Source organism: Pseudoalteromonas sp. PA2MD11 (assembly GCF_017808125.1).
Taxonomy (GTDB): domain Bacteria; phylum Pseudomonadota; class Gammaproteobacteria; order Enterobacterales; family Alteromonadaceae; genus Pseudoalteromonas; species Pseudoalteromonas simplex.
Genome location: NZ_JADKNF010000015.1, coordinates 92,037 through 115,111, shown reverse-complemented (window position 1 = coordinate 115,111; position 23,075 = coordinate 92,037). Strand labels below are relative to the sequence as shown.

Genomic DNA, 23,075 nt, shown 5'->3' with positions numbered 1-23,075 from the left:
ACTCACAACATTGATTTTAGAGCTTCTTTAATTAGAACCTCGGTCGTCATATCTGGTTTGTTAACTGTTTTAACCGCTTTTTGTGCTTGCGGTAGCTTATAGCCTAATGCCACAAGTGCTGATACAGCATCATCAGCAGCATTATTTGCCACTAGGGTATCATCACTTGATGGCTCAATGACGGCATTATCGCTAAATGGTGTAAATAAGTCATTACCCCAATTTTTAAGCCGGTCTTTCATTTCGAGCACTAAACGCTCAGCCGTTTTTTTACCAACGCCCGGTAGTTTAACCAGTGTGGTCGCATCTTCATTATTAACACAACTTACAAATTGCTGCGCCGACATACCCGATAAAATAGCTAGACCAAGCTTTGGCCCTACACCATTGGCTTTTAAAAGCTCTCTAAATAAAGCGCGTTCAGTTTTGTTGTTAAAGCCAAATAATAGCTGGGCATCTTCACGTACCACAAAATGGGTATAAATAATCGCTTGCTCACCCACTGCCGGTAAATCATAAAAGCAAGTCATCGGCATTTGTACTTCGTAGCCTACACCACTTACTTCGATAAGAATTTCTGGTGGCTGCTTTTCAACAAGTAAGCCATTTAATCGACCAATCATATTACTTCCTTAATCGTCCTCTTACGGTTTTGCTCGCACTGCCCGCAAGTTTTATTAAATTTTGTTCTGAGTGTGCATGACAAATAGCAATTGCTAAAGCATCTGCGGCATCGGCTTGAGGGGTACCTGGCAGCTTTAAAATGTTTTTAACCATATGCTGTACTTGAGACTTATCGGCTCCGCCATTACCTACAACGGCCTGCTTAATTTGCCGAGCTGAATATTCATAAACTGGCAGCTCTGCCATTGAAGCACCAACGATAGCAGCGCCACGTGCTTGACCGAGTTTAAGCGCTGAGTCTGGGTTGTGTGCCATAAACACTTTTTCGATAGCAAAACTGTCTGGGGAGAATTGCTCTACCAATTGACTGATCCCTTGGTAAATCATTTTTAAGCGTATCGGAAAATCGTGATCGGCCAATTTAATGCAGCCACTGCCTAAATAAGTGAACTTAGCACCTTGGTGAGCAATCACGCCGTACCCTGTTAATCGTGAACCAGGATCAATCCCTAAAATAATCGCCAACTAACTGACTCGTCTATTATCATTATTATCTGCGGTTAATAATGCCAGAGCACTGTATAAATTACCAGTAACCAATTGCAATTCATAAAAAATGCCCGCAATTGCGAGCATTTTATAGTCAACCTTTAATTAAGACATTTACGCGAGCGAGCGTAATAAGCCTTGGGTATTTTTTCGCATTGTGCGGGCTATCATCAAATAACCTAAACATGCCACAAATAAGCCCCCGACTGCAGGGCCAATAACCCAAATATGAGGGTGGAACTTACCTGCTAAATCGAACATTTGTTTTTGCACTATTAACAGAGCGATGTCACTAACTATGGCAGCCACTAAGCCTGCAGTTACGCCTAATAGTAAAAACTCATATAAGGTAGCATTTTTAATTAAGCGCCCTTTCGCACCTAAAGTTCGCAAAATAACAATCTCTTGCATTCGCTCACCCAAACTTGCTTGTACTTGTGAAATAAGTACTAAAGCGCCACAGGCAACCACAATCGCTAGAACAAACCCAATCGCTAACGATACTTGCTCTATGGTTGAGCGAATTTGTTTAATAAAGCTTTCAACATCTATCACGTTAACCGTTGGGTATTGACGCATTAGCTCATTAAACTCACGTTTTTTCTCTGCTTTTACATTCACTGAAGAAATATAAGTAGCCGGGAAACTCGCTAGCACATCAGGGCTTAAAATAATAAAGAAGTTAGGTTTAAGCGTGGTCCAATTAACCTTACGCACACTGGTAATTTTTGCGTCAAACGACTGCGCACCAATTAAGAAAGTAAGCGTATCGCCAATTTGTACATCAAGGCGTTCAAGCATCGACTCTTCTACCGATGCCTCAGCTACTGAGTCTTCACTAAACCATGCACCGTCGATAAGCTCGTTTTGATTTGGTAAGTCTTTACGCCAAGTTAGGTTTAACTCACGGCCAATACCAGAGCGGGCTTCTTCGTCTTTCTTTTCGTTGTCTTCTTGCGATACTTCGCGGGCAACCAGTTCGCCATTAACGGCGTTTACGCGACCACGGACTACCGGATAGAAATCAGACGTGGGCATATCGTTTTGCGCTAAGAAGCTAGTAATAGGCTCTAACTCTTGCTCAGTAATGTTCACTAAAAATGAATTAGGGGCATTTTCAGGAAGCTGAGACTGCCAATCCGAAATCATGTCATTCTTAAGTACAATTAAAAACAGTAATAACTTGATTGCCAAAGCAAAGCTAATTAATTGCACCGCATTCACATTGGCACGCTTTTGAATTGACGCAATCGCCAATGACCAACTGTTGCCCGGACTCAAGCCAAGTTTGCGGCCACCACCAAAAATAACCTTTGATAAACCAAATAACACCGCAATTAGAACTGCCGTCGAAAGGAACAAAATTGCACTAATTTTGATGTTGTTACTAAATAACCACATCAGTAAAAACACCGTAAGCGCCGACATAGTAAGGTGCACTTTACTTACTAATAAACGGTCGCCTAAGTTACGGCGAAGTACACGTAGCGGCGGAATATCAAATAAATCGAGTAGCGGTTTAATTGAAAACATAACCGCACAAATCACACCCGTGCTGATCGCAATGATCCAAGGTTTAGCCGATGCGCTCGGCAGTGCTGTGCCCATGGTTTGTGATAAATAATCAGTGGCAACCGCTTGTAAACCATAACCAATCAGTAAACCGACAATCACCGACATTGAACATACAAGGCTCAAATGTAATAAATAGATTTTACGGATCATAGCGCGGCTACCGCCCAGCGTTTTCATCATAGCAACTGGGTCGTACTGACGCTCACAATACCGTTTTGCCGACACCGCAATAGCAACGGCTGCTAAAATAATGCCTAGCAAACCAGCTAGCAATAAATAGCTTTCGGCACGATTTAAACTATTAGAAATAGGTGACTGGCGGTCTTTAACACCATACCAACGCTGGTTTTCTTTCATTTGTGGTTTTAACCACGCATAAAAGCTATCTAAATTGTCTTTGTCGCCAGCATAAAGTTGGCGGTAAAACACTCGGCTGCCGGGCTGAATTACCTCAGTTACAGCAATATCTGCTTCATTGATTAAGATTCGCTGGCTGCTCGAGAACACATTAAACGGTGCATCAGGCTCTTCGGCTACAACATGACTAGCCGTAAACGTAGCAGCACCAAGCTCTACTTTATCGCCCACTTTAATATTTAGCGCATAAAACACAGATTCACTTAACCACACTTCACCACGACTTGGGATATCAGAAGTTACTTGTGGTTGGTCAGTCAGGCTAGTTTTTACTTTTAACTCACCTTTTAATGGATAGGTATTTGATACCGCTTTAACCGAGCCAAGTTGCATTTCGTCACCGGCAAATAACATGGTGTCGAAGTAAGTTATTTTTGCGGTGCGTAAGTTTTCTTGGTTGGCTTGTTCTAAAAACTCAGCAGGTAAAGCATGGTTACTTGCTAAAACGCGATCAGCGGCAATAAAGGCACTGCTTTTTTCTTCAATACTTTGACCAATGCGGTCGGTAACCATAGACAGTGTTAAAACAGTGAGAACAGCTAAGGCTATTGCTGCACTGATCACTGTTAATTCGCCACGCTTAAACTCACGTGAAAACAGTTTTAGTGCTAATTTAGCCCACATTCGCTTGCACTCCTTCGCTTTCTTTTACTGTTACTAACTGCCCCGCTTCAATATGTAAAATTTGCTGACACTTTTGTGCAAGCTGCTCATCATGGGTTACTAAAATGAGTGTTGTGCCGTGCTCTTTATTTAGTTCAAATAATAAAGACTCAATTAACTTACCGTTTTTACTATCAAGGTTTGCTGATGGTTCATCTGCAAATAAAATTTTCGGTGTGCCAATAAATGCACGCGCAATTGCTACACGTTGCTGCTCACCGCCAGATAATTGCGATGGGTAATGACCAACACGATGGCTTAAGCCTACTTTTTCAAGTAGCTCAAGGGCTTGTTGTTTAGCATCTTTGCTACCCGCAAGTTCAGCGGGAAGCATGACGTTTTCAAGGGCTGTTAAGCTTTGTACAAGCATGAAAGACTGAAACACAAAACCCACTTTTTCGGCGCGAAGTGCTGCGCGTGCTTCTTCATCTAATTCGTGTAATGCGGCTCCATCTAAATGAATACTACCGCCCGTTGATTGATCAAGGCCGGCCAATAAACTTAATAAAGTAGACTTACCCGAACCTGAGGTGCCTACTACAGCAACTGAGTCGCCCGACTTGACATTAAAGCTGATGTCACTGAGGATGGTCAGGTCGCCCTCAACCGTGGTGACCGTTTTAGAAAGTCCTTTAACTTGAATGATATTTAATTGAGAAAGCGCTGACATATGATGCATCCAATCCTACGTTTTATATTCGTTTTACTGTTAGTAATCAAACCACTTACGGCAGCAGCTGACAACACAATTTTAATTCTAGGTGACAGTTTAAGCGCCGCTTACGGTCTTAAACAAGAGCAAGGCTGGGTTAAATTGTTACAAGATAAGTACGATGAAAAAGACCAATCTATATACTTAGTAAACGCCAGTATTAGCGGTGAAACCACAGGCGGTGCTCTAAGGCGACTCGACGCGTTACTGAGCGAATTTGAACCCACTCATGTACTCATTGAGCTTGGCGGAAACGATGGTTTACGAGGTTTCCCTATTAAACGCCTGCAAGCTAACTTACGTGATTTAATTGCAAAAAGCCAAAAAATTGGGGCGAAAACCGCCGTAATGGAAGTACAAATTCCACCAAACTATGGCCCGCGTTATACCAAACTTTTCACCGATAGCTTTAAAACCATTGCCGATGAAACAGATTCTGAGCTCATGCCCTTTTTCATGCTTAGCATTGCAGGCCGTCCAGAACTTATGCAAAACGATAACTTGCACCCTAATGCCGATGCTCAACCATTAATACGCGACTTTATGTACAATACGATCAACGATTGGCTAGATTAACCTCTAGTCCATTGATTTAATATCGATTGCCTGAACAATTAACAGGCAATCGAACTGCGGGGATATTGATTTTTATAAAAAAAGCCGTACTATGGCTTGCAACGTCGGCATATAGCGCAGCTTGGTAGCGCACTGTCATGGGGTGTCAGGGGTCGCAGGTTCAAATCCTGCTATGCCGACCATCTTTTCCTTATCCCTATCAAAAACTTACATACTATTCTTAGTTTCTATAAAATCTAAAACGTCAATAACGTTGAAAAGCAATACACTAATTTACCATCAACAGCCTCATGATCTTTAGCTACAAATTGTGCCGTCCAACCTTTGTTATCACTTGATGCTAAACCTGAAGAATGCAACTGACAAAAGAGTTGCTCTAAAAATAATGATTGGTAACTAATTAAGAGCTCTTCCAAATCAGATTCACTTTTTGAAACCGGAATATTTATTTTTGCGTTGTAGATAGCGTTAATAGGTTTTGGTTTATAAGCATTGAATTTAGTATATAAATCAGGATTTTGATTGATAAATGAATCGAGTTCATCTCGCTCGGCTTGTTGCAAATGATAAACAAATATTGAATCACAGCATTCTGTTGCAAAGGATAACTTATAAGAGTCGTTTACAAAGCGTGAAGAGAAAATAACAGTTCTAGGTTTGTTAGTTTGACTTTGAATATCAAAATCACTGAGTTCTAGAATTCGATGAACTCTCCATATCCCTGAACCATAGCTTCTGACCCAATCTCCGACCTTAATATTATCGTCCATACTATCCTTGATGCCTAACGCCTTGATAAACTGAACAAAATGGCAGGCTACAATTTGGAGCGGACACTGCCTTATCTTTTGTGTTCGATTTAATTACCTTGTTAAGGTTATAAAACACCTTTTTTGATTGAGTGTGCTTCAAGTTCTTTTGCTATTAAATCTCGATCTATATCTTTCGGTAATAAAAATGTAATTTCACTATCATCCGTAAACTTAAAAACTATGCCGTCAACAATAAACGTATACGAAGATATCAGCTCCCAAGGTATCGAAGTTATATTATCTGCTTTGATTCTAATAATACCTTTGGGGCCGGAATCAATTTTACTGGTGACAGCCACCTGATCGTATACAAGCCCCAAGCTAAAATGAAACCTCCTGCAGGCGCAATCCAAATTGTTTTAACCAGATGATTGATAAAGTCATCTTTAGTCAACAGACTTACAACTGCCAAAATAACAAAAAACAACGTCCAAATAAGGCAGCTGATTAACACCCCTTTTGAAATGAGGCTATATCTTTCTTGATTTTGGATTGATTTAACCCAAGGTTCAGTCCACTTCATTGCCTGATTGTAACCCTAACGCCGCATAGAAGGCGGATAAAGCTTGGCTAAAATTATCGACGAAGGAGCGCAAGCCAAGCGTTTTGCGTCCACCCTAAATGCGATTGTTATATTGCATTGTGAACCATGGGCTCGCAAGGCTTTGGTTTATATTCACAATACCGATATTCAATGGTTACAATTTCAGCGACAGCTTGATCTTTAGGTACTTGAATAAATAAACCATTCTTTAATACATAAAATAGCTCATTTTTATTAGCTGCTACTTTAAGTTGATTCCATTGACCAGCATCAACCAAGTTTGAATGGTGATTGAAGCGATATTGTATATTTGCATCTTCGGCTAATGTAATTGAACTGTAGGCTCCAAAATATAGCTTACTATTAATGCCGTTAACTTTTACTTGTTGGTACGCACTCGGTTCTTGGTATGCAACCGGAGATATTAGATACACGATTGTACTTTCGGTAGTAGGCAGAATAGGAAATTGATATTCAGCTGATTTGGATTTTAAAATTTCAGCAGGAATTCCAACGCAAGATATTAGTGCCGAAGCGACTAAAATAATGATTAGATTACGCATAGCTCCCCTTGCAATATAACGCTTGCCGTAAACGGCACAAAATAGCAGGCTAAAATTGGCGACGAAGGAGCACAAGTCTTCTGTTTTGCGTCCTTTGGTTTGGGCACTTGTTATGTACTTTTATTCAGATTTTAAGCCAGACAACTTAACGCTTTCACCTTTTGAAATTGACTTTGCTTGGTTTAAAGTAAACTGAAACCAAAATTCAGTGCGATTCTCATCGAAATAACTAAAACAAAACTCCACTTCATCAGCGTCAAAGCCACCAACAAACGATGGAGACTGAAACATATCGCTCGACTCTATTTCAAGCCATTGATGAGTTGAGTAGTCTTGGTCAACTATCTCAATACAAATAGATTTTAATTCATCTTCAATTGGTATATTCATTACTGACCTGTTAGAGCACATAACGCCCACACAATAAGCGGATTAAGCTTGGCTAAAATTAGCAAGGAACAGGCGCCAGTTATATACCAATATGTACCAGAGCCGCATCTCGGAATTCTTGATAGTTGTCAGCATACTCCCAAATTGAAAATAAGTGCTCTCCATTTGAGTCGACTAAACAATACATTTGGCAATTAGCATATTCTTTCGAGTTTTTTAAATCACTCCAAGCATGGAATGATGATTGCCCGTTTTTACATAGAACAATTCCTTTAGAATCGAAGGTAAAACTAAACTTTAAACTCCGAAGGAAACGAACCAATAGAAAGAAATATTTGCCACAAAAATAAACCAGAGCGCTACATAAGAAAAATAAAAAAATTAAAGTTTGCCAATCACCATCCGCAATTCTATTGCTTGATAAGTAAATCATAGATAGAGGACCTAGCGCATAAACAGGCAAAAGTATGACTCCACAAATATAAGCCATTATTTGAACAGAGTTAGAATGTTGAACCATATTTCCCTTGGTATATAACAATTTTATAGTGCGCTCGTCCCGTATCTTTCTGCCGATGTTACGTGCACGTATAAATAAGTCTATTAGTAACAAATAACGTAATGCATCGCCAACTCTAATTTTTCTATTAGTACTAAAGATATTCAGAAAAAGAAAATGCGCTCGTCGCACATTTTCTTGAATATATGCGCGTACTACAGAGTATGGAAATCAATTAACTCTTATTTTAAGCCAATATCAATGTCTAGCTATCCCTGAGAATTAATATTTAGGGTATTTGAGTTAACTCATTTCTGGACAAAGACGAGTTATATACATAACCCGCCTCTGGACAATTTCGTATTAGAGCCGAAGGTTTGCTCTGTGAAAAAACGGACATAAGATTTTAGAATCATATTAAATTTTTAGCTATTTATGTTCAAAGGCATAGGTTTCACGTAATAATATTTCATAAAAAGTCCTGGCAGCGAGTCCTGTTTTACTCCGTTTAGGTAAAGTAATATGTAAAGGTACTTGGTATTTTTCGTTATGCTCTACCTTGATTATTTTCAGCTTCTCAGTATATCTTTTCCTTATTATATGTTCAGGCAGACGACAGAATCCTAACCCTTGTTCAGTGGCTCTAAATGCATGATCAAAGTTATCTACAGTAATTCTTTGATTTGCTTTTAACCAGCCTACATTTTTGCCATCGAAAGTAGATGAAAACCTACCTAAATCTCTGATAACGATTTGACTGTGAATTGCCAAATCTTGAATACATACATAATCTTGAGCGGCAAGTGGGTGGGTGATTGATACTACAGGAATCATTGTGGTAAGAGAGAAAACTTGTGCGGGATAATTAGTCACTGGCAAAGTAATAATAGCTATGTCAGCCTCCTCATCAATAACCATTTCAGAGGTTTTCGACAACGATGTTTCTATAATCTGAATAGATGTCGTTGTGTTAACTTTTAAAAACTCTTTCATTGGTTTATAAAGTAAAGTAGGGTCACATAAATGATCCATAGCTATGGTTATTTCTGATTCGACACCAACGGACAGTTGTTGGCTCATCTCCTCTAAATCTCTAGCTTGTTCTATCATGCTTTCAGCCCTTCTGAGTAAGGACTTAGCGTGTTTGGTAAGTATTGCTCTACGTCCACTTATTTCCAGCAGCTTTATGCCCAATTGAGCCTCTAGCTTTTTTATTGAGTAGATTAAAGTCGTGTGGCTTTTATTCAGAGAAGCAGCGGCTGCTTGGATGCTGCCAGATTTATCTACTTCTTGTAGTGTAATCCATTGCTCCAGAGTACTTTTTAATCTCAATGCATTATTACCTGTCAGTTTTCTCTACAGTTACTGACAATATTATGAACTTTATTGTGCAAATTTTGTAGTGAATAATAAGTTTAATGAATAACACAGCGCTTAAAGCGTTATATTTGGAGACTACAAGATGAAACTATTACAAGTTGATTTTGAATATCAAGGTGCAATGGGTGATGAAATGTCGAAGGTCCTTGTTGGCTTAGCAGAGTCAATTAATCAGGAAGAAGGCTTAATATGGAAAATTTGGACTGAAAATGAATCAGATAAGCTTGGAGGAGGTATATACCTCTTTGCAGATGAAGCCAGTGCAAAGGCATACCTAGAAATGCATACAGCTCGCCTAAAGAGCATGGGAGTTGCAAATGTTAGGGGAATAATCTTTGATATAAATTTACCATTGACTAAAATTAATCAAGGTCCGCTATTTAAAGGATAAGTCGTATGAATAATAAAGTATTTTTAACATTACACGGTGGTATTTACTTCGCTTTTGCTTTGGCCTTGTTCTTTTTACCGACACAGGTTTGGCCTATGTATGGCGTTGAGATAAACGATAAGTACGCATACTTTTTATCACAACATACAAGTATATTTTTAGGTGGCTTAGGTGTGGTTAGTTTACTCTTTAGAAGTATTAAGGATGGTGAAGCCGTTAAACAAATACTTAAAGCCCTGATAATCACTAACTTATTTGGAATCATAATTACAAGCTACGCAGGAATAACAGGGATATTCGTTGGGTTTGGTTGGAGCGATCCTGCTTTCTTCACGGTATTAACAGTATTAAGCTATTGGCAACTAATAAAATACAAAAACTAGATTTTTCAATTTAATTAAGCGTGAGCTTCGTAAGCTCTCGCTTATGAGTGGGTCAAAGTAAAAATGAATGTACTAGCTCAGAACAGATTTTAGAGTATTTATGTTGACTGATTTTGGGGCAGAAATAAGTTACCCTAAACTCCCGTTCAATTATTTATCACTCTGTATTTTAAACTCATTAAAAATACTGTTCACATTCACTTTTGCGCCTAGCTTTGCAGCGATTAAAAAGAGGCCTGCTAGTTTTCTGTGAACGAACAAGGCATCTACGGGTGGTGCGTGCCAATGTTCTGAGGCGGTGCTCATTTTTAGGCCGAGTTCTTTAATGCGTTTTGGTAAGTCGCTATTCGCAAAATCATACTCACCTTGGTAGCGCAGTGGCTCGCAGGCGAGTAGAAATATATCGACCACATTATCTATATATTCTTGAGCGAGCCCTTGTTGAAAATAGCCAATTTGCTGTGCAGCTGTAGCCACATCTACTCTATCGTTACTAATCGCAGCAGATAATAACTTTAAGTAGCCATCACTAATATGCTGAGGTAGTTCTCGGGTGGCGCCAAAGTCTAAAAGTATTAAGCGTTGATTGTCGACTTGATATTGATAATTAGCAAAGTTTGGATCTGTTTGAACTAGTTTAAAGCTAAATAATTCACGTAAAAATAGGCTGAGTAGCTGTTCAACCGCTTTATTACGCAGCGCTTGCTGTGTGCTTGCCAGTTCATCTAGCTCTTGCCCTTCAACAAAACTCATGACTAAAACTTGAGAAGAACTAAGCGAATCAACCACATTTGGAATAAGGTAATTATCATCACCTTTTAAACACTCGCTGTAGCGTTTTAAAAAACTCGCTTCTAATTCGTAGTCAGCTTCGTTTATAAGCTGTTGTTTTGCTTCATCGATAAGAGGCTGTATTTCTACCTCTTTGGGTAATAAGCCACTGAGCTTGAGAAGGTAAGCTAAGTTATCAACATCACTGGCAATGCCTTTTGCAATACCTGGGTATTGCACTTTAACTGCTAACTTTTCGCCCGATTCTCGATAAGCAATATGCACTTGCCCTATTGATGCCGCAGCAAATGGTCTTAGTTCAAAATGCGATAATTGCTCTAACCACGCATCGCCCCAGTGCTCTCGCATCACTTTAACTAGTTGCTTTTGCGGCATAGCTGTCGCTTCTGCACGCAGCCTTGCTAAAATTGCAGATAGCTCAGGAGTGAGTAATTCACCGCTATCCATGGATAACAGCTGCCCCAATTTCATTGCAGCCCCACGCAGATTTGCAAGCTGCTCAGCAAAGCGCTGAATATTTTTTGGCTGTAACAATAACTCTTGTCGTGATGTTTGCTTGCCCGTTGCCCATGCTTTTGTGCCTTCAAACAACATATTACCCGCGACTTTACTAGCTAAAGAGCCAAGCCGAACAGCGCGTGAAAAGCGTGATGTTGGCACTGACTTTTGTTTATTACTCATATTGCTTCACACTATTAACTTAATGCTTTGAATACGTAGGTTGTTCGAGTTTAGATCGACTTTAGCTTTACTAGCACTTGTCTTCTAGCCGAAAAGCAAAAAGCCGCATGGTTAGCTTATTTGCTTCCCGATGCGGCTATTTATTTAATTAACAAGCCAATAAATCGTTTTATTTATTGTTACTGCTTTCCAGACATCAATTGTTCCATTAGCTGGCTAAAGTCGAAACTCGTCGCTTTTTGCAGCGGTGGATATTCTGATAGTGTCTTAATGTGCTCACCAAGTAGATGTTGCACAGGCTCATTCAGCCATTGCTTAGCTTGCACTATGTCTGAGCGATCGGTTAAACCATCAAAGCTTTCAAACGGATCCATACGTATGTTATAGAAAATTGGGAACTTTTGCTTTTCATAAGGAGCATAATAATTCTCGCTCGTTTCAAAGTGCAACTTCCATTGCTTGTAGCGAATCGCTTTTATACTTGATTCGTAATAGTAGAAAAAGTGATCACGGGCGCTTTGGTCAGTTTTGCCAAGCCAGTAATTCAAGTTATTTACGCCGTCAATCGGTTGCTTATGCTCTTTCAGCGCTTTTTTCGCGACATTAGGTTCACCCGCTGCTGCAGCTAGCGTTGTGTAAATATCCATATGTGATTGAATACCATTTAATACCGTATTTGCAGGTACTTTACCTGGCCAGCGAACAATCATAGGCACACGTACACCGCCTTCATAGGTCGTCATTTTCTCACCACGGAACGGTGTTGTACCGCCATGTAATCGAGCACTGTGCTCTGGGCCATTATCTGTAGAATAAACAACAATAGTGTTATCAAGCACACCCATATCATCTAGTGCAGCCATTAACTCGCCCACTTGTTGATCATGTTCAATCAAGCCACTACCATATAAATCATGCTCAGTGGTGTATTCTTCTGCTAAATAACGACTCTTATCGCTTAGACGCGTATACATATGCATTCGGCTTGGGTTAAACCAAACAAAGAAAGGTTTATCTGCTTTTTTCGCTCGTTTAATAAAGTCTATGCTTGCGTCCATAAACTCTTTATCAACGGTTTTCATACGCTCACGAGAAAGCTGACCAGTATCTTCAATTTTTTGTTTACCTACTTTACCAAAACGTGGGTCAACAGTTTTATCATCTACATTAGTTGCGTAAGTGTGTAAAACACCACGGGTACCATACTTTTTGAAAAATTCAGGGTCTTTTGGATAATCACGTTGCTCGAATTCTTCTTGAGTATTTAAGTGATATAAATTCCCGAAAAACTCATCAAAGCCATGCACGGTTGGTAAGTGCTCGTTGCGATCACCTAAGTGGTTTTTACCAAATTGCCCTGTTGCATAACCCTGCTCTTTTAAAACCTCAGCAAGGGTATAAGAACCAGCTTTTAAACCAAGCTCAGCGCCAGGTCGTCCCACTGTAGTCATGCCACTACGAATTGGATATTGACCTGTAATAAGTGCAGCGCGCCCTGCAGTACACGATGGTTGCGCGTAATGATCGGTAAACATTGCGCCTTCGTGGGCGAGTTTATCGATGTTTGGCGTTTTATAACCCATGGTACCAAGTCCATAAGCACTTACATTTTGCCAGCCAACATCATCGGGGAATATGATTAGAATATTGGGTTTGTCTTTAGCAAAAGCAACAGAGCTTGCTAAACACAAAGCGGCAGATGCTACAGCGAGTAGTTTTTTCATAACAGCAGTCCTTCGTGTATTTTGGTAAAATACTATGTCGTTTAGTTTTTAAACTTATAGTGCTTTTTTAAGTCTACTAAAAATACTGTGTACCGCAATTATTATTAATGCTAGGCATAAAAAAACCGTATTTTCTGATCAAAATACGGTTTTTAAAACGTTATGAACTTAAACGTTATTTAATAACTTCTAAACCACCCATGTAAGGGCGTAACACTTCTGGTACAACAATCGAGCCGTCTGCTTGTTGATAGTTCTCTAAGATTGCTACCAGTGTACGACCAACTGCTAAACCTGAACCATTTAATGTATGAAGTAGCTCTGGCTTTTTCTCACCTTGACGACGGAAACGCGCTTGCATACGACGCGCTTGGAAATCAACCATGTTTGAACATGATGAGATTTCACGATAAGTGTTTTGTGCAGGTAACCATACTTCTAAATCGTAAGTTTTAGCAGCGCCAAAGCCCATATCACCCGTACATAAAATCACTTTACGGTATGGAAGTTCTAATGCTTGTAAGATTTGCTCAGCGTGACCTGTTAGCTCTTCTAGCGCTTGCATTGAATCTTCTGGTTTTACTAGTTGTACTAATTCAACTTTGTCGAATTGGTGCTGACGAATAAGACCACGTGTATCACGGCCATAGCTACCCGCTTCACTACGGAAACAAGGTGTATGTGCGGTTAAACGAATTGGTAAGTCGCTTTCGTCGTAAATTTCGTCACGAGCACTGTTCGTAAGCGGTACTTCAGCTGTAGGAATTAAGCTAAAACCAGGTTGTTGCTGACCGTCGTCATCCACTAAACCTAAGGTGTGGAATAAGTCACCAGCAAACTTAGGTAATTGGCTTGTGCCGTATAAGCTTGCGCTATTAACAAGGTAAGGCACATACATTTCTGTATAGCCGTTTTGCTCTGTGTGCGTATCGAGCATGAACTGCGTAAGAGCACGGTGCATACGTGCAACTTGACCACGCATAACAGTGAAACGCGCGCCACTGATTTTAACGCCCATTTCAAAGTCTAGGCCGTTTACGTCTTGACCAACATCAACGTGATCTTTTACTTCAAAGTCGTATGACTTAGGCGTACCCCAGGTTGAGATTTCAACGTTTTGATCTTCGTCTTCACCTACTGGAACAGACTCATCAGGTAGGTTCGGAATAGCAAGTGCAATTTGCTTAAGCTCTTCAAGTACTGCGTCTTGCTCTGCTTTAACGCTGTCTAGTTGATCGCCAAGATTACTAACTGAATCAAGCAGCTGTTGTGCTTTTTCGTGCTCGCCTTTCGCTTTTGCTTGGCCGATAGCTTTGGAACTTGCATTACGCTCGCTTTGAAGTTCTTGCGTTTTTACTTGTAATGTTTTGCGTTTTTCTTCAAGTGCAGTTACCGCTGCAGTATCAAGTTCGTAACCGCGTGATGCTAAACGTGCAGCCGCTTGTTCGATATCTTGACGTAAATATTTAGAATCTAACATGTTCGATTTTTAACCTTTTTGCATTACCAGCTGAAGGCCCAGCCAAGCCATAAATATACACACCACCACGTTTAAGGTGATATTGAGGGCCATTTTAAAAAAGTGACCTTGTTGCAAGAGCAACAACGAATCCATTGAGAATGTTGAAAAGGTGGTCAATGCACCTAAAAAGCCAATACCAATTAAGGTTTTAGCGGGGCTAACAGCGATTATTTCTTTTTCAATCAAGCCGTATAAAATGCCCATTAACAATGAACCAAGAATATTAACTGTCAACGTGCCAAAAGGGAATCCCCTACCGAGCAGTTTTAGCATGGTTTCGCTAAGAAAATAGCGTAAACATGCCCCAGAAGCACCACCCATTGCAATCATCATGTAAAGTTTCAAACTATTCATAACGTTTAATATCACTTTGCTCGTTGCGCTGAGTTAAATAGTCCAGCTTTTGTTTTATTTTTTGTTCAAGCCCGCGGTCGGTTGGGAAGTAATACTGGCGATCATTAATTACCTCAGGGAAATACTTTTCGCCTGCTGCAAACGCACCTTCCTCATTGTGTGCATACCGATATTCAGCGCCATAACCTAAGTCTTTCATTAAGCTAGTTGGTGCATTGCGTAGATGCTCTGGCACCGGATGGCTCGGCTCATTTTTAGCATCTTGCATAGCTTGATTAAACGCCATATACACGGCATTACTTTTCGGGGCACTGGCTAAATAAATAGTGGCTTGTGCAATAGCGCGCTCACCTTCACTTGGGCCAACGCGTTGAAAAATATCCCACGCATTGAGTGCGACTTCCATTGCTCGCGGGTCGGCATTACCGATATCTTCTGTAGCAATCGCTAATAAACGCCGAGCCACATAAAGTGGGTCACCGCCGCCAGCTAAAATACGGCAATACCAATATAAAGCACCATCAGGTGAACTACCTCGCACTGACTTATGAAACGCTGAAATCAAGTCGTAAAACTCATCACCGCCTTTGTCATACTTGGCTAAGTGAGTTGGTAGAACTTGACTTAGAACATGTTGATCAACAAGGTATTTACCCTGCTGCTCCGTGGTTAAGTCAACAGCTTGTTCTAACAGGTTAAGTACTTTACGTGCATCGCCATCACTTGCTTGGCAAAGCGCTTGCTTAGCGTTTTCAGCAATGTCTATATGTTTTTGGCTGAGCTCTACGTCTTCACGTAAGGCGCGCTCAATCACGGTAAATAAGTCGGCTTGTTCAAGCGCTTTTAAAACATACACACGAGCACGAGACAGTATCGCATTATTAAGTGCGAATGATGGATTTTCGGTAGTTGCGCCAACAAAAATAAAAGTACCGTCTTCAATATGTGGTAAAAATGCATCTTGCTGAGATTTATTAAAGCGATGCACTTCGTCGACAAACAATAAGGTGCGTTGCCCTCGCCCGGCAAGGTTTGCTTTGGCTTCGCTTACTGCCTCACGAATGTCTTTAACACCCGCTGTAACCGCCGACATTTGAATAAGGCTGGCATCAGCATGGTTTGCAATAATCTGCGCTAAGGTGGTTTTACCAACGCCTGGCGGCCCCCACAAAATGAGGCTGTGGCATCTGCCTGCAAGAATGGCTTGGTAAAGAGGTTTATCGGGGCTTAAAAGGTGCTGCTGACCTATGTAGTCATTGAGTGTTTCGGGTCGCATGCGCGCCGCAAGTGGGCGCACATCAGGACCAAAATTAAATCCGAGATTACTCAAGCCTTAATCACCTTGGCTTTGGTCGTCAACTTCAACGCCTTCTGGAATGGTAAATTCAAAGGTTTGAGTTGCAAGTGCTTCGTTTACCTTGGCATCTTTAAAGGTAAATAAAGACTGCTGACCAGAGGTATCTAATACAGTAAGTGATGCTAGGCCTTGCTCTTGAGCGTTAAAGCGAATGTCTAACTTTTCAACTTGGCTCTCAACGCCTTTGTTTGGTGTGACACTAAAGCCTGCATCCGTTGCCACAACTTGGTATTTAGCCCACTGCTCTGGATCTTTTGAGGTCAACAATACAAACGGTGTTGAATCAATCAGGCTGTGAGTATTCATAATCGTTACTTGCTCTGCAAAGCTGTCGAAGTAATACGTTTTGTCGCCATTTGATACAAATAAAGTATCGTCTGGGCTTTGCTGTTGCCAGCGGATCATCATAGGCTGCTGAAGGGCAATATTCCCCTCACCTTGCATGATAGCTTCGCCTTGCGAATCGGTCACTTGCTGTGAAAACTCTGCTTTAAAACTTTTAATCGCAGCCAGTTGCTGTTGCAACGCTTCGCTGTCGTCTGCAAAACTTTGACCGCTTAATAAACAACCCATAATTAGGGCTAGGTACTTAATTTTTTTCATTAATTTGCTCCACCATTTGGCACTAAGACTTCGCGGGCACCGTTGTGTCCTGGTGCGCTAACAATGCCTGATGTTTCCATTTGTTCAACTAAGCGTGCTGCGCGGTTATAACCTACACGAAGCTTACGCTGTACACTCGATACCGACACTTTGCCAGTTTCAATTACAAATGATACTGCTTCATCGTAAAGCGGATCTGACTCTTCATCACCGTCTTCACTGGTTTCTCCTGGTAGTAAAATTTCTTCTGTGGCATCGCCACTTAAAATTTCATCAATATAATTTGGTTTGCCACGTTTTTTCCAATCATCTACGACCGCATGTACTTCGTGGTCGTCAACAAACGCACCATGCACACGCACTGGCACACTGGTACCCGGCGGTAAGTAAAGCATGTCACCCATACCAAGTAAGTTTTCAGCGCCTTGCTGATCTAAAATGGTACGCGAGTCAATTTTACTTGAAACTTGGAACGCCATACGGGTTGGAATATTCGCTTTAATCAAACCGGTAATTACGTCAACCGATGGGCGCTGTGTTGCTAGCACTAAGTGAATACCCGCAGCACGGGCTTTTTGCGCGATACGTGCAATCAGCTCTTCCACTTTTTTACCCACGATCATCATCATGTCGGCAAATTCGTCAATGACCACCACAATACTTGGTAGTTTATCTAGCTCTTCAGGGCCATCGGCCATGCCGTCAGTGTCTTTAAACAGTGGATCTAGAATCGGTTGACCCGCTTCTTTGGCATCCAACACTTTTTGGTTGTAACCTTTTAAGTTACGCACCCCAAGTGCCGACATTAGCTTATAACGACGTTCCATTTCGCCTACACACCAACGCAATGCATTGGCTGCTTCTTTCATGTCGGTAACAACTTCACATAATAAATGTGGGATGCCTTCGTACACAGAAAGTTCAAGCATTTTCGGGTCGATCATGATCATACGAACATCATCAGGGCCCGATTTGTACAGTAAGCTTAATATCATTACATTAACGCCCACTGACTTACCTGAACCTGTGGTACCCGCAACAAGTAAATGTGGCATTTTGCCAAGGTCAGCGCATACCGGCTCGCCAGCAATGTCTTTACCTAACACCATAGTCAGTGGTGATGGGTTTGATTCGAACTTAGGCGCGTTAATAACTTCGCTTAAACGCACTATTTCACGGTGTTTGTTTGGCAGCTCTAAACCAACATAGGTTTTACCCGGAATAACTTCTACTACACGAACGCTTACAGCAGACAGTGAACGCGCTAAATCTTTCGCTAAGCCAGTGATTTTAGCTACTTTAATACCCGGCGCTAAATCAAGCTCAAAACGCGTTACAACCGGGCCTGGGTACACACCCACAACCGCAGCTTGAATGTTAAAATCAAGTAATTTGGTTTCAACTAAACGCGAAATACCATCAAGCTCTTCTTGAGATAATGGGTTTTTCGCTTTATCTGGGCGGTCTAATAAATCAAGTGATGGTAACGGGTTTGCAGGCGGCTGCTCTTCAAGCAGTGCTTCAAACTTTTCTTTTGCCGTTGGCGGTGGCTGGTACGCAGGTTTTGGTTTAGGCATAGGGCGCGCAGGCGAAACAACCGTTGTAACAGGTTTTTCTGGCTCAACAACTGGGCTCTGATCAAGCGCATTCAGTGCCGATACGGTATCGAATGATTCATCATCAAGGGCACTAAAGCCAATTTCTTGGTCAAGAATATCGTCTAGTTCATCAAAGCCTTTAAAGTCATCATCGGCTTTTTCAGCAGGCTTTTGCTTAGGCTTAGTAGGCTTTGGCTCTTCTTCATCAGCGCTATTAAAGCTAATTGCTGGCTCGTTTTCTGGTTCTACAAAGTTAGCGTCTGGCTCAGTAGTGGCGATATCTTTAACGGCTTCTTTTTCACGATGTAACCAAGCAGAAAATTGCTCACGTAAAAAGTAGAATGCTTTCATTACCCACTTGCCGACAAAATCGACAAATTGCACCCACGAAATACCGGTTAATAGGGTTAAACCAGCAGAGAAAAAACACAGTAGTAAAATGGAGGTGCCGGTAAAATTAAAGGTCGGCATCATTGCTGTAGCAATAACATCCCCCACTACCCCACCAGATGAAAAGTTATAAATATCATCAAAATTAATGCTGCTGATGGCTGTCGCTGAAGTAATAAACAGCGCAAAGCCAATTACACGTAAGGCAAGTGTGGTGTAATCAAGCTGAAAAATACGGTGTGGTTGTTTAAACAATAAATAACCAAACAACTGAATAGCAACAGGCACAAAATAAGCAAGCCAGCCAAAAGTGAGTAATAAGATATCTGCAACCCAAGCTCCCGCTGTGCCAGTAATATTCTTAACATTAACAAATTCACCGGTTTGCGACCATGAAGGGTCCGCAGGATCAAAAGTGATTAATGCACATAAAATAAATATTGCAGCGAAGGTGCTGATGATTAGCCCTGTTTCTAACAGTCTTTGAACACCATTTAGGCGCATAGCTCCCTATTCCTTATTATTCTTTACTGATCGATTAGCAGTGAAATACCTTAGCAGGAAATGCCGTTTGATGCACTTTATCTTAGCCTTGATGGACTGATAATGAACAAGTTTTTGTTACTCAATGTGTATTTTAACAGTTTAGGCAATATATGGGCGAATAATGACCCCTTCTTCACCTTTTACTTCTTCCATTACCACATAAGTTCGGCTTTCACTGACATTTGGTAGTTTTAGTAGAATATCACCCAGTACATTTCGATATTCCGACATATCATTTACCCGTGTTTTTAATAGAAAGTCGAAATTACCCGACACTAAGTGGCATTCGATTATTTCGTCGTGCTTTTTAACTGCAGCGTTAAATTCTTCGAAAACATCTGGTGAGGTTTTAGTGATGGTTACTTCTACATAAACCGACAAACCTTGGCCAAGCTTAGCAGGATCCACTACTGCTTTATATCCAAGTATATACCCCTCTCTTTCGAGCTTTTTTACCCGTTCCAAACAAGGGGTGGCACTTAGCCCTACACGCCTTGCCAGCTCTACGTTAGAGATCCGACCATCGTGCTGTAATTCCATTAAAATTTTACGGTCTATTCTGTCGAGTAATTGATGCATAAGCCAAACCAGAGTTTTGCACTGTTTAAAATATATTTTTAGATTATATCACTAGAATAACACTTAAAAAAGGTGAGACACACTGGCTGGTCATGAATATAATAGTCAAAAATTTTATCCCGTTCTATTAAGGCGAAAAACTATGATTATTGGTGTACCTAAAGAAATCAAAAACCATGAATACCGTGTAGGTATGGTTCCTGCGAGTGTTCGTGAACTAGTAAACCATGGCCACCAAGTGTTTGTTGAAACTGATGCTGGTATGGGCATTGGCTTCACTAACGAAGATTATGTTGCAGCTGGTGCTGAAATTTTACCAACAGCAGCAGACGTTTTTGCTAAAGCTGAAATGATCGTTAAAGTAAAAGAGCCACAAGCTGTTGAGCGTGCAATGTTACGCGAAGATCAAATTCTATTTACTTACCTTCACTTAGCACCGGATCTTCCACAAACTGAAGACCTAGTTAAAAGTGGCGCAGTGTGTATCGCTTACGAAACAGTAACTGATTCACGTGGCGGTTTACCTCTTCTAGCTCCTATGAGTGAAGTCGCTGGTCGTATGTCTATCCAAGCTGGTGCACAAGCGCTTGAAAAATCAAACCACGGCCGTGGTATGTTACTTGGTGGTGTACCAGGTGTTGAGCCAGCTAAAGTTGTTGTTATCGGCGGCGGCATGGTTGGTCGTAGCGCAGCGCAAATGGCTGTTGGCCTAGGTGCTGATGTTGTTGTTCTTGACCGTAACATCGACGTACTACGTGCATTAGACGCACAGTTCGGTAATAAAGTTAAAGCTATCTACTCTACTGCTGACGCACTAGAAAAACACGTACTAGAAGCTGACCTTGTGATCGGTGGCGTACTAATCCCAGGTGCAGCAGCGCCTAAACTAGTAACAGCTGAGCACATCAAAGCAATGAAGCCTGGTTCTGCAATCGTTGACGTTGCAATCGACCAAGGTGGTTGTATCGCAACTTCTAAAGCGACAACTCACGCTGATCCTACTTACATCGTTGATGACGTTGTTCACTACTGTGTTGCAAACATGCCAGGTGCTGTTCCACGTACTTCTACGTTCGCACTTAACAACGCAACATTACCATTCATCATCAACCTTGCTAACAAAGGTTATAAGAAAGCGCTTCTTGACGATGCTAACTTCTTAAAAGGCTTAAACGTGATCAAAGGCCAAGTTACTTATAAAGAAGTAGCTGAAGCTTTCAACATGGAATATGTTGACCCACGTACAGCAGTTGAAAATGCTTAATTAGCATTGTGAAACAAAAAAAGCAGCGAAATCGCTGCTTTTTTTATGCCTGTTTGCAAGAGAAGTGCTACTTGCAAACAAGCTTGAAAATAGTTTTTAACGACGCTTAGTTTGTTTAGCGCGTTGATTGTGCTTTTTAACCGCCTTACGGATTTGGTTAATTTTAGCACGCTTGTCTTTACGCTTTTCAGGAATAACCGACAGCTTAGTTTGCGTTTCGCGGCCTAGTTGTACTGTTTTACGTAAATAGTTAACCGTGTCTAAATCAAGTTCAGCCCAACCACCTTGTGGCAAACGCTTATCAAGCTCTAACTTACCGTAACGAATACGGATAAGACGCGATACTTCAACATCTTGTGATTGCCATAAACGACGTACTTCGCGGTTACGACCTTCTGTTAAAGTTACATTGAACCAACGGTTGATACCTTCACCACCCATAGGTTTGATGTTTAAAAATTTTGCAGGGCCATCTTCAAGCTCAACACCTTTTGTTAAAGTTCGTAGCGTTTCATTAGTCACTTCACCAAAAACACGAGCTGAGTATTCACGCTCTACTTCGTAGCTTGGGTGCATTAAACGGTTAGCAAGCTCACCATCGTTAGTAAACAGCATTAAACCTGCGGTATTGATATCTAGTCGGCCCACTGCAATCCAGCGTTCGCCATCAACACGTGGTAAACGGTCAAATACCGTACGACGACCTTCTGGGTCTTTACGCGTACATAACTCGCCTTCAGGTTTGTTATACATAAGCACACGACAAATTCGGTCGGCTTTGTCTTCGATTTTCACCACGTGACCGTCAACGCGAATTACATCGGTTGCTTCTACGCGGTCGCCTAAACGGGCCACTTTACCATTCACGCTCACGCGGTTGGCATCGATGTATTTTTCCATTTCACGACGTGAACCCACGCCAGCACGGGCTAATACTTTTTGTAACTTTTCAGTTTCTACATTACTCATTCAGATAGTTCTCTCACAGAAGGATCGCTCAATAACTGGTTGATTTTACTCTCCTGAAGTTCAGGTAACGGCGGTAATTCATCTAAACCAGCTAATGAAAAATAATCTAAGAAAGCGGATGTTGTGGCATACAACGCTGGGCGTCCAGGCACCTCCTTATGGCCAACAACCCTAACCCACTCTCTTTCTAATAAGGTTTTAATTATTCCTGAGCCAACAGCAACCCCCCGTACTTGTTCAATTTCACCACGGGTAATAGGTTGTCTATAGGCAATCAAGGATAACGTTTCTAGTAGTGCTCGTGAGTATTTAGGTGCGCGCTCTTGCCATAAGTTTGCCAGCCAAGGCGCTAAACTAGCGCAGGCTTGAAACCTGTAACCGCTGCCTACTGCAACAAGCTTAATGCCTCGGGTTTGATAATGCGTTTGAATTTGTTCAATTGCATTATTAATGCGCGGCATAGATACGCTTAAATCAGCTAATACTGTCTCTTTTAAATGACGTTTAGACACAGGTTTTCCAGCAACAAAAATCGCGGCTTCTATGATTTCGACTAACTGTTCATCACTGATACGTTTTGTGGCCATCGCTACTAAAGGTCATTTTAAATCACTAACG

Annotated in this window: 24 protein-coding genes and 1 tRNA gene; 5 read left to right on the top strand and 20 right to left on the bottom strand. The window is 41.2% G+C overall.

The features are described from left to right. Positions 1-2 precede the first annotated feature (2 nt). The 4 genes from ruvA to ISP07_RS15910 all read right to left on the bottom strand — a co-directional run bounded on the left by ruvA (position 3) and on the right by ISP07_RS15910 (position 4,498). Positions 3-623 carry a Holliday junction branch migration protein RuvA gene (gene ruvA / locus ISP07_RS15925; protein WP_054553010.1) on the bottom strand — a complete coding sequence of 207 codons (621 nt, stop codon included), beginning with the start codon at positions 621-623 and terminating at the stop codon, positions 3-5. A 1-nt stretch (position 624) separates the two neighbouring features. Beyond that, positions 625-1,149, bottom strand: a complete 525-nt coding sequence (gene ruvC, locus ISP07_RS15920) for a crossover junction endodeoxyribonuclease RuvC (RefSeq protein WP_054553009.1) — start codon at positions 1,147-1,149, stop codon at positions 625-627. A 138-nt stretch (positions 1,150-1,287) separates the two neighbouring features. Beyond that, a complete protein-coding gene (locus ISP07_RS15915) occupies positions 1,288-3,789 on the bottom strand; it encodes an ABC transporter permease (protein ID WP_209328191.1) in 2,502 nt (833 codons plus the stop codon). After that, entirely contained in the window at positions 3,779-4,498 is a 720-nt protein-coding gene (locus tag ISP07_RS15910; protein ID WP_054561283.1) for an ABC transporter ATP-binding protein, read from the bottom strand. The genes ISP07_RS15915 and ISP07_RS15910 overlap by 11 nt, the downstream gene beginning before the upstream one ends. Between ISP07_RS15910 and ISP07_RS15905 the strand changes: the two genes are divergently transcribed. Together ISP07_RS15905 and ISP07_RS15900 are read left to right on the top strand one after the other, a co-directional pair. After that, positions 4,499-5,116 (top strand): arylesterase, encoded by a 618-nt coding sequence (locus ISP07_RS15905; protein WP_209328190.1) that lies wholly within the window; start codon positions 4,499-4,501, stop codon positions 5,114-5,116. Positions 5,117-5,221: 105 nt separating this feature from the next. After that, positions 5,222-5,298, top strand: a tRNA-Pro gene (locus ISP07_RS15900). Positions 5,299-5,352: 54 nt separating this feature from the next. Here the strand turns inward: ISP07_RS15900 and ISP07_RS15895 are convergent. The 6 genes from ISP07_RS15895 to ISP07_RS15870 form a co-directional block, all read right to left on the bottom strand. Beyond that, positions 5,353-5,886 (bottom strand): hypothetical protein, encoded by a 534-nt coding sequence (locus ISP07_RS15895; protein WP_209328189.1) that lies wholly within the window; start codon positions 5,884-5,886, stop codon positions 5,353-5,355. Positions 5,887-5,993: 107 nt separating this feature from the next. Then, positions 5,994-6,227 (bottom strand): hypothetical protein, encoded by a 234-nt coding sequence (locus tag ISP07_RS15890; protein ID WP_209328188.1) that lies wholly within the window; start codon positions 6,225-6,227, stop codon positions 5,994-5,996. Between the two features lie 331 nt (positions 6,228-6,558). Then, a complete protein-coding gene (locus tag ISP07_RS15885; RefSeq protein ID WP_209328187.1) occupies positions 6,559-7,035 on the bottom strand; it encodes a hypothetical protein in 477 nt (158 codons plus the stop codon). 120 nt (positions 7,036-7,155) lie between these two features. Beyond that, a complete protein-coding gene (locus tag ISP07_RS15880; protein WP_209328186.1) occupies positions 7,156-7,425 on the bottom strand; it encodes a hypothetical protein in 270 nt (89 codons plus the stop codon). Between the two features lie 79 nt (positions 7,426-7,504). Then, positions 7,505-7,945 carry a hypothetical protein gene (locus tag ISP07_RS15875; protein ID WP_209328185.1) on the bottom strand — a complete coding sequence of 147 codons (441 nt, stop codon included), beginning with the start codon at positions 7,943-7,945 and terminating at the stop codon, positions 7,505-7,507. Positions 7,946-8,353: 408 nt separating this feature from the next. Beyond that, a complete protein-coding gene (locus tag ISP07_RS15870; RefSeq protein ID WP_209328184.1) occupies positions 8,354-9,256 on the bottom strand; it encodes a LysR family transcriptional regulator in 903 nt (300 codons plus the stop codon). Positions 9,257-9,386: 130 nt separating this feature from the next. Here ISP07_RS15870 and ISP07_RS15865 point away from each other — a divergent pair, with 130 nt between their 5' ends. Together ISP07_RS15865 and ISP07_RS15860 are read left to right on the top strand one after the other, a co-directional pair. Next, entirely contained in the window at positions 9,387-9,695 is a 309-nt protein-coding gene (locus tag ISP07_RS15865) for a monooxygenase (protein ID WP_209328183.1), read from the top strand. Positions 9,696-9,700: 5 nt separating this feature from the next. Continuing rightward, positions 9,701-10,078, top strand: coding sequence for a hypothetical protein (locus ISP07_RS15860; protein WP_209328182.1), 378 nt, complete (start codon positions 9,701-9,703; stop codon positions 10,076-10,078). Positions 10,079-10,228: 150 nt separating this feature from the next. Here the strand turns inward: ISP07_RS15860 and ISP07_RS15855 are convergent, their stop codons facing one another. From ISP07_RS15855 to lrp, 8 genes are all read right to left on the bottom strand, one after another. Continuing rightward, complete coding sequence (locus tag ISP07_RS15855; protein WP_209328181.1) at positions 10,229-11,551, bottom strand: ABC1 kinase family protein; 1,323 nt, start codon at positions 11,549-11,551, stop codon at positions 10,229-10,231. A gap of 179 nt (positions 11,552-11,730) precedes the next feature. Then, complete coding sequence (locus ISP07_RS15850) at positions 11,731-13,275, bottom strand: arylsulfatase (RefSeq protein WP_209328180.1); 1,545 nt, start codon at positions 13,273-13,275, stop codon at positions 11,731-11,733. 175 nt (positions 13,276-13,450) lie between these two features. Beyond that, positions 13,451-14,755 carry a serine--tRNA ligase gene (gene serS / locus ISP07_RS15845; RefSeq protein WP_054552975.1) on the bottom strand — a complete coding sequence of 435 codons (1,305 nt, stop codon included), beginning with the start codon at positions 14,753-14,755 and terminating at the stop codon, positions 13,451-13,453. 9 nt (positions 14,756-14,764) lie between these two features. Next, the gene (gene crcB, locus ISP07_RS15840) at positions 14,765-15,151 is read right to left on the bottom strand and encodes a fluoride efflux transporter CrcB (RefSeq protein ID WP_082389253.1); all 387 of its coding nucleotides are present in this window, start codon (positions 15,149-15,151) and stop codon (positions 14,765-14,767) included. Continuing rightward, positions 15,144-16,481: a replication-associated recombination protein A gene (locus ISP07_RS15835; RefSeq protein ID WP_209328179.1), complete on the bottom strand. Its 1,338-nt coding sequence runs from the start codon at positions 16,479-16,481 to the stop codon at positions 15,144-15,146. The genes crcB and ISP07_RS15835 overlap by 8 nt, the downstream gene beginning before the upstream one ends. 3 nt (positions 16,482-16,484) lie before the next feature. Then, positions 16,485-17,111, bottom strand: coding sequence for an outer membrane lipoprotein chaperone LolA (gene lolA / locus ISP07_RS15830; RefSeq protein ID WP_054561276.1), 627 nt, complete (start codon positions 17,109-17,111; stop codon positions 16,485-16,487). Beyond that, positions 17,111-19,603 carry a DNA translocase FtsK gene (locus ISP07_RS15825; protein WP_209328178.1) on the bottom strand — a complete coding sequence of 831 codons (2,493 nt, stop codon included), beginning with the start codon at positions 19,601-19,603 and terminating at the stop codon, positions 17,111-17,113. Before ISP07_RS15825 ends, lolA begins: the two co-directional genes overlap by 1 nt. Before the next feature lie 141 nt (positions 19,604-19,744). After that, complete coding sequence (gene lrp, locus ISP07_RS15820; protein ID WP_130051721.1) at positions 19,745-20,224, bottom strand: leucine-responsive transcriptional regulator Lrp; 480 nt, start codon at positions 20,222-20,224, stop codon at positions 19,745-19,747. Positions 20,225-20,366: 142 nt separating this feature from the next. On the opposite strand from lrp, the gene ald reads away from it, so the two are divergent. Beyond that, positions 20,367-21,488, top strand: coding sequence for an alanine dehydrogenase (ald, locus tag ISP07_RS15815; RefSeq protein ID WP_054552970.1), 1,122 nt, complete (start codon positions 20,367-20,369; stop codon positions 21,486-21,488). Positions 21,489-21,584: 96 nt separating this feature from the next. Here ald and rluB read toward each other — a convergent pair whose 3' ends face one another. Next, the gene (gene rluB, locus ISP07_RS15810) at positions 21,585-22,457 is read right to left on the bottom strand and encodes a 23S rRNA pseudouridine(2605) synthase RluB (protein WP_055198703.1); all 873 of its coding nucleotides are present in this window, start codon (positions 22,455-22,457) and stop codon (positions 21,585-21,587) included. Next, on the bottom strand, positions 22,454-23,044 hold the full coding sequence (gene scpB / locus ISP07_RS15805; RefSeq protein WP_054552968.1) for an SMC-Scp complex subunit ScpB: 591 nt from the start codon (positions 23,042-23,044) through the stop codon (positions 22,454-22,456). Before scpB ends, rluB begins: the two co-directional genes overlap by 4 nt. Positions 23,045-23,075 lie beyond the last annotated feature (31 nt).

Excerpts from the sequence above, each read along its gene's own strand:
- ruvA (WP_054553010.1), bottom strand. The coding sequence starts at position 623 with ATGATTGGTCGATTAAATGGCTTACTTGTTGAAAAGCAGCCACCAGAA.
- ISP07_RS15915 (WP_209328191.1), bottom strand. The coding sequence starts at position 3,789 with ATGTGGGCTAAATTAGCACTAAAACTGTTTTCACGTGAGTTTAAGCGT.
- ISP07_RS15910 (WP_054561283.1), bottom strand. The coding sequence starts at position 4,498 with ATGTCAGCGCTTTCTCAATTAAATATCATTCAAGTTAAAGGACTTTCT.
- ISP07_RS15905 (WP_209328190.1), top strand. The coding sequence starts at position 4,499 with ATGATGCATCCAATCCTACGTTTTATATTCGTTTTACTGTTAGTAATC.
- ISP07_RS15895 (WP_209328189.1), bottom strand. The coding sequence starts at position 5,886 with ATGGACGATAATATTAAGGTCGGAGATTGGGTCAGAAGCTATGGTTCA.
- ISP07_RS15885 (WP_209328187.1), bottom strand. The coding sequence starts at position 7,035 with ATGCGTAATCTAATCATTATTTTAGTCGCTTCGGCACTAATATCTTGC.
- ISP07_RS15880 (WP_209328186.1), bottom strand. The coding sequence starts at position 7,425 with ATGAATATACCAATTGAAGATGAATTAAAATCTATTTGTATTGAGATA.
- ISP07_RS15875 (WP_209328185.1), bottom strand. The coding sequence starts at position 7,945 with ATGGTTCAACATTCTAACTCTGTTCAAATAATGGCTTATATTTGTGGA.
- ISP07_RS15865 (WP_209328183.1), top strand. The coding sequence starts at position 9,387 with ATGAAACTATTACAAGTTGATTTTGAATATCAAGGTGCAATGGGTGAT.
- ISP07_RS15860 (WP_209328182.1), top strand. The coding sequence starts at position 9,701 with ATGAATAATAAAGTATTTTTAACATTACACGGTGGTATTTACTTCGCT.
- ISP07_RS15855 (WP_209328181.1), bottom strand. The coding sequence starts at position 11,551 with ATGAGTAATAAACAAAAGTCAGTGCCAACATCACGCTTTTCACGCGCT.
- ISP07_RS15850 (WP_209328180.1), bottom strand. The coding sequence starts at position 13,275 with ATGAAAAAACTACTCGCTGTAGCATCTGCCGCTTTGTGTTTAGCAAGC.
- serS (WP_054552975.1), bottom strand. The coding sequence starts at position 14,755 with ATGTTAGATTCTAAATATTTACGTCAAGATATCGAACAAGCGGCTGCA.
- crcB (WP_082389253.1), bottom strand. The coding sequence starts at position 15,151 with ATGAATAGTTTGAAACTTTACATGATGATTGCAATGGGTGGTGCTTCT.
- lolA (WP_054561276.1), bottom strand. The coding sequence starts at position 17,111 with ATGAAAAAAATTAAGTACCTAGCCCTAATTATGGGTTGTTTATTAAGC.
- ISP07_RS15825 (WP_209328178.1), bottom strand. The coding sequence starts at position 19,603 with ATGCGCCTAAATGGTGTTCAAAGACTGTTAGAAACAGGGCTAATCATC.
- lrp (WP_130051721.1), bottom strand. The coding sequence starts at position 20,224 with ATGCATCAATTACTCGACAGAATAGACCGTAAAATTTTAATGGAATTA.
- ald (WP_054552970.1), top strand. The coding sequence starts at position 20,367 with ATGATTATTGGTGTACCTAAAGAAATCAAAAACCATGAATACCGTGTA.
- rluB (WP_055198703.1), bottom strand. The coding sequence starts at position 22,457 with ATGAGTAATGTAGAAACTGAAAAGTTACAAAAAGTATTAGCCCGTGCT.
- scpB (WP_054552968.1), bottom strand. The coding sequence starts at position 23,044 with ATGGCCACAAAACGTATCAGTGATGAACAGTTAGTCGAAATCATAGAA.